Source organism: Natronoarchaeum philippinense, from assembly GCF_900215575.1.
Classification (GTDB): domain Archaea; phylum Halobacteriota; class Halobacteria; order Halobacteriales; family Natronoarchaeaceae; genus Natronoarchaeum; species Natronoarchaeum philippinense.
Window position 1 is genome coordinate 781540 of sequence record NZ_OBEJ01000002.1, and the last position, 6522, is coordinate 788061.

At 61.8% G+C, this 6522-nt stretch carries 8 protein-coding genes and 1 tRNA gene; 2 read left to right on the plus strand and 7 right to left on the minus strand.

Annotation, left to right across the window (positions count from 1 at the left end):
• The first annotated feature begins 52 nt into the window (after nucleotides 1-52).
• Complete coding sequence (locus CRO01_RS10830; RefSeq protein WP_097009133.1) at nucleotides 53-862, plus strand: HD domain-containing protein; 810 nt, start codon at nucleotides 53-55, stop codon at nucleotides 860-862.
• Between the two features lie 9 nt (nucleotides 863-871).
• On the opposite strand, the gene CRO01_RS10835 is transcribed toward CRO01_RS10830, so the two are convergent.
• On the minus strand, nucleotides 872-1114 hold the full coding sequence (locus CRO01_RS10835) for a TrmB family transcriptional regulator (RefSeq protein WP_097009134.1): 243 nt from the start codon (nucleotides 1112-1114) through the stop codon (nucleotides 872-874).
• A gap of 342 nt (nucleotides 1115-1456) precedes the next feature.
• Nucleotides 1457-1555: transfer RNA gene (locus CRO01_RS10840), tRNA-OTHER, on the minus strand.
• Between the two features lie 100 nt (nucleotides 1556-1655).
• On the opposite strand from CRO01_RS10840, the gene CRO01_RS10845 reads away from it, so the two are divergent.
• Nucleotides 1656-1853, plus strand: a complete 198-nt coding sequence (locus tag CRO01_RS10845; protein ID WP_097009135.1) for a XapX domain-containing protein — start codon at nucleotides 1656-1658, stop codon at nucleotides 1851-1853.
• On the opposite strand, the gene CRO01_RS10850 is transcribed toward CRO01_RS10845, so the two are convergent.
• The 5 genes from CRO01_RS10850 to CRO01_RS10870 form a co-directional block, all read right to left on the minus strand.
• Nucleotides 1847-3676 (minus strand): FAD-binding protein, encoded by a 1830-nt coding sequence (locus CRO01_RS10850; RefSeq protein ID WP_097009136.1) that lies wholly within the window; start codon nucleotides 3674-3676, stop codon nucleotides 1847-1849. The two genes, CRO01_RS10845 and CRO01_RS10850, sit on opposite strands and share 7 nt — an antisense overlap.
• A 7-nt stretch (nucleotides 3677-3683) precedes the next feature.
• Nucleotides 3684-4574 carry a succinate dehydrogenase/fumarate reductase iron-sulfur subunit gene (locus tag CRO01_RS10855; RefSeq protein WP_097009137.1) on the minus strand — a complete coding sequence of 297 codons (891 nt, stop codon included), beginning with the start codon at nucleotides 4572-4574 and terminating at the stop codon, nucleotides 3684-3686.
• Nucleotides 4571-4942, minus strand: coding sequence for a succinate dehydrogenase hydrophobic membrane anchor subunit (locus tag CRO01_RS10860; protein ID WP_097009138.1), 372 nt, complete (start codon nucleotides 4940-4942; stop codon nucleotides 4571-4573). The genes CRO01_RS10855 and CRO01_RS10860 overlap by 4 nt, the downstream gene beginning before the upstream one ends.
• On the minus strand, nucleotides 4942-5337 hold the full coding sequence (sdhC, locus tag CRO01_RS10865) for a succinate dehydrogenase, cytochrome b556 subunit (RefSeq protein WP_097009139.1): 396 nt from the start codon (nucleotides 5335-5337) through the stop codon (nucleotides 4942-4944). Before sdhC ends, CRO01_RS10860 begins: the two co-directional genes overlap by 1 nt.
• A 113-nt stretch (nucleotides 5338-5450) precedes the next feature.
• Complete coding sequence (locus tag CRO01_RS10870) at nucleotides 5451-6047, minus strand: transcription initiation factor IIB family protein (protein ID WP_143824946.1); 597 nt, start codon at nucleotides 6045-6047, stop codon at nucleotides 5451-5453.
• Nucleotides 6048-6522 lie beyond the last annotated feature (475 nt).

Genomic DNA, 6522 nt, shown 5'->3' on the forward strand with positions numbered 1-6522 from the left:
GATCGACGCTCTCGCCCGGTGAGTTTTTTCCGACGCGCCGCCAGTACCCCGTATGGTAGACCCCGAGACTGACGGTCGCGTCTACGACCCAGCCGACGAGCACGCGTTTCCCGACGCGCGGGTCAACGACGTGCTCTCTTTGATCACGACGGACGAGGAAATTCAGACCTACCTCGAAGCACAGAACGTCAACCCCGTCGATCGGAAGGGGTACAACGACCACGGCGCAAAGCACATCGAGATCGTCAGAAATCGTGCGCTGTGTCTGTACGATCTGCTCAAAGACGCCGGGGTCGAGTTCAACGGTGCCAGCCAGCAGGGTCTCGACGAGGCCGACGAGGCGGTAATCGTCGCTCTCGCGGCGACGCTTCACGACATCGGCCACGTCGTCCACCGCGACGATCACGCCTACTACTCACTGCCGCTCGCGGCGGACATCCTCGACCGCATTCTCCCGGAGTTCTACGACATCGCCGAGACGGTACGCGTCAAAGGCGAGGTGCTTCACGCCATCCTCTGTCACCACACTGCGGAGACGCCGTTGACCACTGAAGCGGGTGTGATTCGCGTGGCCGACGCGCTCGACATGGAACGCGGGCGCTCCCGGATCCCCTACGAAGAGGGAGGGCGCGGCATCAACACGATTTCGAGTCAGGCCATCCACAACGTCGCGCTACAGCCCGGCGACGGCTCCGCAGTGCTGGTCGAGATCGAGATGACAAACGCTGCAGGCGTCTATCAGGTCGACAACCTGCTCAAGCACAAGCTCCACGACTCGGGCCTCGAAGACGACATCCGAATCGTTGCGATCAACGAGCACGCAGATCAAGACGAGTCGCTCGTCGAACGGATCGAGCTGTAGTACTAGCGCTCACCGCGCGTCGGCGGCCGGACTGAAAATACCGTCGTCCTCTCGGACGGTGCCTCGCTCTCGAAGCGTTCGCAGAATACTGTGCAGCGTGAGTTTGTTCAGCCCGACGTTATCGCGCAGTTCGTCGACGCTCGCACCGCCTGCTGTTTTGAGACTGAGATACACGAGCTTCGCCTCCGCCGAATCGAGGTCCTCCGGGACCGCGGCGGTCGCCGCGTACCGGTCTTGAGAGGCCGCTGTCATTGAACATTGCTATTTCTTCGACGATAATAAAACCCCTCTACAACGATTGTCGATAATACGGCGCAGTCTCGGGGTTCCATTACGACACGCGTCTGAACTGCGGCCGCTCCCGGTCGCTCGCTACGCTCGCTCACCTCCCACTCCCTGTTTCAAATCCCGTGGTCTACGATTTGCTCGTCGTGTCCACTCCTCGCAAAAGCGGAAGGGGCGGGATTTGAACCACGCCCAGACGTGCTCGCTTCGCTGTGCGCGCCTAGTCTACTTCAAATCCCTTGGTCGTCCGAACACGATTCATCCGCATCGCTCGGCGATGAAACGCCTCGCTGGTGATGAATCGAGAAACGGAAGGGGCGGGATTTGAACCACGCGAAGCCTTGACGCCACACCGCCGACGGTATCGTACGCCGGCGTGACGGTGCTCTACCACTGAGCTACCCTTCCTCGTGGGGCGTTACGTCGGGGGTGCATGTAAATCCTCTCTCGTAGATGTCACTCAGCGACCCAACTGTTTTTCTCTCTGGGCGCAATGTGTCGCCCGCAAATGGACCTAACGCTCACACTTTTGGCGCTGTTAACGGGCGTGCTTGCCGGGGGGCTGTTTAGTTTCCTCCAGATACCGATCCCCGCCCCACCGGAACTACCGGGACTGATGGGCATCGTCGGCATCTATCTCGGCTACAAAATCGTTCGATGGTCGGGAATCGGCTTCGACCTGCTCCGGGCGCTGGGCGTTCAGTAGCTACGCTCTTTTGGCTCGTAGGTCTTGTTCTCGCCTTCGAGGACGACCGGCTTGTACCAGAGGTCCGGCGAGCCCTCGTCCCACGAGATCAGCGTGTGTTTGAGCCACTCGTCGTCCTTGCGCTCTTGGTGCTCCTGGCGCCAGTGTGCGCCGCGGAACTCGTCGCGCGCGAGCGCGCCGAGCGTGATCGTCTCCGCGATGTCGATCAGGTTGCGCGTCTCGATCGTCTGTTGCAGGTCGGTGTTGAACGTCCGCGAGGGGTCGTCGACGTAGACATCCTGATAGTCTTCGCGGGCCTTCCGAATCTCTCGGAGCGCCGTCTTGAGCCCCTCCTCGTTGCGGAACACGTTGACGTTCTCGGTCATCGCCTTCTGGAGGCGCTCGCGGATTTCGGCGTGCTGGACGCCGTCGTCCTTTTCGAGCAGCTGCTCGACGCGCTGTTTTTGCGCATCGACGGCCTGCTCGACGACCGACTCGCCGGTCACCGCACCGCCGTCGGCGACGGCGTCTTCGTCGGACGAGTCGACCGCCCCCAGCGAAACCGGCGAGTCGACCTCGCCGGGTTCGGTTTCGTCGGTACGGCCAGTCGTGATCTCGGCTTCGCCGAGGTCCTCCCCGGCGGCGTGCTTGCCGGCGCGCTTGCCGAAGACGATCAGCTCGGGTAGGGCGTTCCCGCCGAGGCGATTGGCGCCGTGGACGCTCGCACAGGCACACTCTCCGGCGGCGTACAGGCCGTTGATGCACGTTTCGCCGTTCTCGTCGGTCTCGATGCCGCCCATCTCGTAGTGCTGACCGGGCTTGACCGGCATCGGCTCCACGAGGCCGTCGACGCCCTCGAAGTCCTCCGCGAGGTGGAGGATGTTCTCCAAGCGGTCCATGATGCGCTCCTCTCCGAGGTGGCGCATGTCGAGGTGGACGTACTCGTCGTTGACGCCGCGGCCCTCGTTGACTTCGGTGAGTTCGGCCCGCGAGACGACGTCACGGGACGCGAGCTCGCCCTCGTTGTTCGCGTAGCCGTGCTCGAACATGAAGCGCTCGCCCTCCTCGTTGTAGAGGATGCCACCCTCACCGCGGACTCCCTCGCTGATGAGGACGCCCGTCGACGGCAGCGTCGTAGGGTGGAACTGGACGAACTCCATGTCCTCGAGCGGTGCGCCGGCGCGATAGGCCATCGCCTGCCCGTCACCGGTACAGGAGACGGCGTTGGTCGTGTGATCGAACACCTGACCGGGACCACCAGTCGCCAGGATGACGCCTTGGTTCGCCTTGAACCCGGCAACCTCGCCCGACTGAACGTCGTAGCCGACGACGCCGTGGCAGGTCCGATCTTCGGGATCGTCGTGGTCCGTGACCGCGAGTTCGGAGACGAACCACTCGTCGTACACTTGAACGCCGTGCTTGACGACCTGCTCGTACATCGTGTGCAGCAAGTGATGGCCGGTCTCTGCGCCCGCGTAGGTCGTGCGCGGGAACGAGAGGCCGCCGAAGGGACGCTGGGAGACCCGACCGTCCTCCTCGCGAGAGAACGGCATCCCCCAGTGTTCGAGTCGGATCACGTCCTCTGGGGCGTCTTGGGCCAGCGTCTCGATGGCCGGCGCGTCACCGAGGTAGTCCGACCCCTTCATCGTGTCGTAGGCGTGCAGCTCCCAGTCGTCGCCCTCGCGCAGCGCGGCGTTGATGCCGCCCTCGGCCGCGCCGGTGTGGCTTCGAACCGGGTGGAGTTTCGTCACGATGGCCGTGTCGGCCCCCGCCTTCTGTGCGGCGATCGCCGCTCGCAAGCCGGCGCCGCCGGCGCCGACAACGATTACGTCGTGTTCGTGCATAGTAATGTTACCAGAATTTTAGGTTGTTCTTGACTGCTTCGCGCTTGAGCTCTTGGATGTGCTCGGTCAGCGGAATGTCCTTCGGGCAGACGTTCGTACAGGAGAACTGGGTCTGGCACCGCCAGACGCCGTGTTCCTGCTCTAGGATGTTGAGCCTGTGCTGCTTGAGGTCCTCGCCTTCCCGGTCGTCCATCGCGAACTTGTAGGCCTTGTTGATCGCCGCGGGACCGAGATACTCGTTGTCCCCGGCGGCGATGTTACAAGAGGACATACAGGCGCCACACCAGATACAGCGTGAGGACATCTTGATCTTCTCACGGTTCTCCGGGCTCTGGCGCTGCTCTTCGAGGCCCTCGGCGTCAGGGAGGTCTTCTTCCTTCTCTTGGAAGTACGGTTCGACCGCTTCCATCTGGTCGTAGAAGTGGTCCATGTCCACCACGAGGTCCTTGACGACATCTTGGTGGGGGAGTGGCTCGATTCGGACCGGCTCTTCGAGTTCGACGAGTTGGGTCTTGCAGCCGAGCCGCTGGCTGCCGTTGACGAAGAAGGCGTCCGAGCCACAGACTGCCTGTCGGCAGGAGTGACGGAACGTCAGCGACGAGTCGAAGTGATCGCGCGCGTAGATTAGCGCGTCGAGCACGGTCATCCCTTTCTCGAAGGGGACGTGGAAGTCGTCGAAGCGAGGCTCTTGCTTGCCTTCGACTTCCGGATCGTACCGGAACACTTTGAGCTGGACCGCCTCTTCGTCCGCGGCGGCTTCGGCGTCAGCCTGCGCTTGCTCGTCGCGCTCGGCTTGCCGCTCGCGCTTCTCGCGCATCCGGCGGTCTTGATGAGCCGAACCGGTGCTCGGTTCGGTCTGTGCGTCCTCTGTCTCTGCGCTTGCATCCTGAGTACTCATGCGATCGAAACACCCGCCATGACGGTTGCGACGCGAATTCCCTGCGCGACCAGCACGATGCCGGCGGCGATCAGCCCCCACTTGACGACGGTCTTTTGCGTTCCCTCGATCCCTTGGTTGACCAGCGCGTTGTAGACGCCGTTGATGCCGTGGAACGCCGCGGTCACGAGGAACAGCACCATCGTCGCGAAGTACGCGGGATTCTGCATGCGCGCTTCCGTGCCCGCGAGTTCGATCTCGTAGGCGTGGGTCACGAAGTGGAGCTGGAAGAAGTGGAACGCCAGCACGACGATCAGGAACGCAGCCGTGATCCGCTGGAGCAGCCACCGCGTCCCGCCGCGGTCGAACGAGGAGTAGCGTTCGGCCATCAGGCACCCACCCCGCTAAGGAACGTCGGCACGCTTGCAACGACGATGACTGCTGTGACGACCAACGAGACGTAGAAGCTCTTGTCCTGTGACTCGAGACCGACACCGAGGTCGACCATCAACAGCCGAACGCCGTTGAGGATATGGAACACGGCGACCGCGAGCAGACCGACTTCCAGCACGCGCACGATCAGCAAGTCCTCCAGTCCACCGAGCGTATTGTTGTACGTCGCTGCCCCCTCCGTTGCGGTGCTCAAGACCGCGATGTGGGTGAACAGGTACCCGATCAGCACCCATCCAGTAAACTTGTGGAATATCCAGGCCCACATCCCGGCCGAGAACTCCTTCCACCGGCCGAAGTCCTCGACGAGCCCGCGGTTGTAAGACTGACTCATACTCTCATAACGAGCCTTGGACCCTGTGGGTATAGAAGTTACTAACCCGTCGCAGGTTACAGGTCGACTCTTCGTCATTCGAGCCGTATCTTCGACAGTTGTGATCCTGTCTCCTATGTCACGTCACCAACTACTTCGGCCTGCTCTTGGTACCGGTTTCGGATCGTAATCTTGCTGACGCCCGAAACCTCGTGGACATCATCTTGGGTGCACTGTTCGTCCTGCAGCATCGCTGCGTAGTACACTGCTGCAGCTGCGAATCCGGCTGGCGACTTTCCGGAGGCGATGCCCTGGTCGATCCCGACGGTGACGACGTTGTGCGCGAGCGTGCGCGTATCATCACTCAATTTGAGGGCGTCACAGTATTCGTCGATGAACGGTGCGGGATCGAACGCGTCGATCGGCTGATCGATCGCCGATTGGACCCATTTCGATCGGCGCAGCAAGTGCGATTCTTCGATCTCGGCAACTTCCGCGATCGTAGCCGCTGTCACCGGGACGCGCTCGATTTTACAGGCAACGTGGATCGCGGCTGCTGCGACGGCGTCGACCGAGCGTCCCTGTTGGGTCTCTTCGGTGTACGTTCGTGTGAAGATCGCCGCCGCGGTTTCGGCGACTTCGCCGTCTATCGCCAGCTCTGCGACCAGCGTCTCGATCCGCTGTCGTCCGCGCTCGTGTAAGGCGTCGATATCCATCCGTTCCCGTCTCACCGTGGCGTACGTCTATCCAGTTGGCAGCGTTATCTATCTTTTGTGGCCTCACAATCTTCGCCTCTTCTTGGAGTAGGTGTACCTTACCAATGCGGCTTTGATACGACGGCCTTTTATGTCCCCCTCTCCTCGAATGGAATGCGAAGAACGATACGACGTGGTCGCGGGACGTTCAAACCGTCCCGCAATCACGGGCCGAACACGCGAGGTCGATCCGGAGTCGTTCCGGGTCGAAGGGTTTATATGTCCCACTCGCTTTCGTTCTGGTCCGAAGGTCGTTGGCGGTTCGCCGCTAACGAGTCGGACCGGACGTGCGAGAGCGAATCGGTGCGGTTCCGATTCAAAGGGGTTATATACCCTGCTCGCTTCTGTTCAGGTCCGAAGGAAATGAGGATTCCACCCCTGCGGTCCGCCGTACAGATGGGATCTGATGTTAGCCTTGGTAGTTCGGCGACATCCGGACGATCGAGCGATG

Coding starts and splice junctions, on each gene's coding strand:
- CRO01_RS10835 (WP_097009134.1), bottom strand. CDS start 1,114: ATGACAGCGGCCTCTCAAGACCGGTACGCGGCGACCGCCGCGGTCCCG.
- CRO01_RS10845 (WP_097009135.1), top strand. CDS start 1,656: ATGGACCTAACGCTCACACTTTTGGCGCTGTTAACGGGCGTGCTTGCC.
- sdhC (WP_097009139.1), bottom strand. CDS start 5,337: ATGAGTCAGTCTTACAACCGCGGGCTCGTCGAGGACTTCGGCCGGTGG.
- CRO01_RS10860 (WP_097009138.1), bottom strand. CDS start 4,942: ATGGCCGAACGCTACTCCTCGTTCGACCGCGGCGGGACGCGGTGGCTG.
- CRO01_RS10850 (WP_097009136.1), bottom strand. CDS start 3,676: ATGCACGAACACGACGTAATCGTTGTCGGCGCCGGCGGCGCCGGCTTG.
- CRO01_RS10830 (WP_097009133.1), top strand. CDS start 53: ATGGTAGACCCCGAGACTGACGGTCGCGTCTACGACCCAGCCGACGAG.
- CRO01_RS10855 (WP_097009137.1), bottom strand. CDS start 4,574: ATGAGTACTCAGGATGCAAGCGCAGAGACAGAGGACGCACAGACCGAA.